Below are 3,048 nucleotides of genomic sequence, written 5' to 3' on the forward strand. Positions count from 1 at the left end.
TTGGTACGCACCGTGCGATAGCGAACGGTTGCAAAGACGCTTTCGATGGGATTGGACGTTCGCAGATGATCCCAGTGTTGGGCGGGGAAATCGTAGAGCGCCAGCGACGCAATATGATCTTTCGTCAGGCAGTCGACCGCCTTGGCATACGCCTCGGCCTCCATCTCGATCGCATGCGCAAGCAATTTGCGCGCGCCGCTGCGAAGTACATCCGTCAGGGTATCATCGATTTCGTCGGGCTGACGAAGGCGAACAATGTGTTGATAGTCTCGTTCATGGCGTATCACTCTCCTTGAGAGGTACTGGCAGGCTTCATCCCCCGCCTCGATACGCCGCTCTCCTCAAGCCGCCATCATCCAGTTTCCGCCATGGCTCCCCCTGATTGATCCGCTTCACCTGTGCAACTGCACAGGCTGCCCTAGCGGGGAGATTGGCCTCCAATGGCGAAAGCTTGCCGCAGGAGACCCTCCGATGACCGTGCCTATGGCGCCGCCGCTACGACAACTTGCCGACAAGCAGCGTGCGATCCACTGCCGCGCTACTGCGCCTTCAAGGGACGTCTGGATCGCGACGCAGGAGCCGATGACTGTTACGGGATCAATTCCAGGTCGCGCTGGCCGTCGCTGTGCCAGTTCGACGGTCTGGTGGCAATTTGGGCACATCTTCTGTCGCCGACAGTGGCGATGGCTGACGCTTCAACGAAACGGGGTCTTCGACGTCTGCTGCCTACGCCGATGCTTTGCGAAGTGGCATAATGTTTCGACGCACGCAGGCGCGGGCAGGGGATGTCAGTCATGAATCTCCTGACTGGCGCGGATCAGGCCGATTGGCGGGATGAAAGATCATACGACTACACCGCTGGCCTGACGCTGCGGGAGTGGGCTTGGGAGTTCTTACGCCGCAATCCAGCGTTCCAGCGCGATCTGACCGCTGCGCGCCAGCATTGCAAGACTTGGTCTCTCCAATCCTTTCTCGATATGGTCGCGTCGGCCGGCGACCTGTCACGCTGGGGTGTTCTGTTTCGCGGAGTCTTGTGGCCGCGCTTCGGTCGTATTCTGGTGTCCGCTCTGGTGCGTCCATGTGCTGCCGGTCATTGCGGAACGGTTGCCTGCCTCGTCGCCGACACCGCCGTTCGAACTCTCGGCATTGCCCTGTCGTGCAATCGTCCTGCTGGCGCCCGACAAGAGCCAGCATGTTCTTCTTCGCAATGCGGACCACGCGCTGCAGCTCGCCGTCTCGGGCGCGAATATCCTCCACCCTGTTTGCCTGCATACGCAAGCCATCTGGCCCGCGGTGCTTTTAAAGCATCGACTGAGGGGACTGGAGTGCCTCAATGCTCTCAGTCTAGGGCAACAGTTGCCCCCCCGCTTGTTTGCGCCGGAAAAGCGCGGCGTTCGTTTGTCCTTCGTTCTTCGTGCGCTCGACGGTTCGCTCGCCGGAGCACCTCATCGCGAGCTCGCCGAAGTTCTCATCGGTCAACGGCGCGTCCATGCCGACTGGGCGGATCCTCGCGATCATCTGCGCGACCGCATCCGTCGGGCCGTCTCGCGTGGCCGCGCGCTCATGAATGGTGGCTACAGAGATTTCCTAATTTGAAAAGCGACAGTCCGCGCTGTGCGTCGGTGGATGAACGTTCGCTCGCAGCTGTACCCGTCACCAACAGTTCGCCCGCCGACAGGACTGCATGGCGCCTTGCAAGTGCGCTCTGGTCTAGCTTGTCGATGCCGAAAATGAGATGGGCGAGGGTGCCAAGGCGGTGGTTCATTAGGGCCGGCCTCGACCTGGACGCACATCATTGGTCGGAAAGCGGCGTGCACCGCAATGTCGCCATAGCAGCCAAGATCCTTTGAGTCCGGACCTGCAGTCCTGTTGGACCGGCGGGTGCAACAATATGGAGGGATTTGAGGCCTCACACCGTTCCCTGGTCGACAGCTCGGTCAGACATAGCACCCACCGCTTGATTATGGAAATGGTGTGCCTGGAGTGCAGCGAGTAGCGGCTTGCTGCGCACTGTCCTAAGAATAGCAGTCATGACCCGTCTGGGGTTCTGCAACACGACGATTCAACCGCTTGGGCATTGTCGCATATCCCACAATGTAGAATGCGCAACAGGGCAAAAGCTGATCCATCGGCGGTTTATCAATGCTTTTTGGCTTGGCACGGCACATGCAACGCAATCGGCAAAAGGCGCACGAACTGAGTGGCCCATCGGCCCTAGGAGCGCTGATTTATGCCCTCCCAAGGCATGTCCGGCCCGGCAGCGAGCTCAGTCTCCTGCCGGGCATCCGTGTTTCAGGTCAACGGCGTTTGGAACTTCCAATTAGGTGGCGGCATTGACCGCAGGCCGCCCCCCGGTGGGGCGGAGAGACAGTGCAGCAGGTTTCAAATCCCGCCCATGCAAAGATATTTCATTTCCAGATAGTCCTCGAGGCCATGACGGGAACCCTCCCGCCCGATGCCGGATTGTTTGATCCCGCCAAACGGTGCCGCCTCCGAGGACATGCGTCCCGTGTTGATGCCAACCATGCCATATTCCAGAGCCTCTGCCACACGCCAGACCCGCTTCAGGTTTGAGGCATAGAAGTATGCGGCGAGGCCGTAGATCGTGTCATTGGCCTCGCGCACGACCTGATCCGCATCGTTGAAGCGAATGATCGGCGCGAGCGGCCCGAATGTCTCCTCTTGCGCGACTGCCATGACGCTGGAAATCTCGGTGAGGACCGTGGGTTCGAAAAACGTGCCATTCTTGCCGATACGCTGGCCCCCGCATCGTATTGTGCCGCCTTTCGCAATGGCATCTGCGATGTGAGACTCGATCTTGGCCAGAGCATGCTTGTCGATGAGCGGTCCGATGTCCACTCCGGCATCGAATCCGTCGCCAACCGACAAGTGCCGGATTCTTTCCACGAATTTCTTGACGAACTCATCGTGAACGCTCGATTGGACGTAAATGCGGTTCGCGGAAACGCAGGTCTGGCCGGCATTGCGGAACTTCGCCTGGACCGCACCGTCAACAGCACCGTCAATGTCGGCATCATCGAAGATGAT

General features: G+C 59.6%; 2 protein-coding genes and 1 pseudogene. 1 reads left to right on the forward strand and 2 read right to left on the reverse strand.

Annotation, left to right across the window (positions count from 1 at the left end; genetic code table 11):
• Positions 1-149 (reverse strand): annotated as a pseudogene (locus EOA27_RS29545) (transposase); the annotation flags it as partial.
• A gap of 931 nt (positions 150-1,080) precedes the next feature.
• Here EOA27_RS29545 and EOA27_RS29550 point away from each other — a divergent pair.
• Complete coding sequence (locus EOA27_RS29550; protein ID WP_224570032.1) at positions 1,081-1,596, forward strand: DUF2285 domain-containing protein; 516 nt, start codon at positions 1,081-1,083, stop codon at positions 1,594-1,596.
• 786 nt (positions 1,597-2,382) lie between these two features.
• Here the strand turns inward: EOA27_RS29550 and EOA27_RS29555 are convergent.
• Positions 2,383-3,048: aldehyde dehydrogenase family protein (locus tag EOA27_RS29555; protein WP_127257889.1), on the reverse strand; the 666-nt coding region annotated here is incomplete at its 5' end.

The organism is Mesorhizobium sp. M2A.F.Ca.ET.037.01.1.1, assembly GCF_003998075.1.
Lineage (GTDB): Bacteria > Pseudomonadota > Alphaproteobacteria > Rhizobiales > Rhizobiaceae > Mesorhizobium.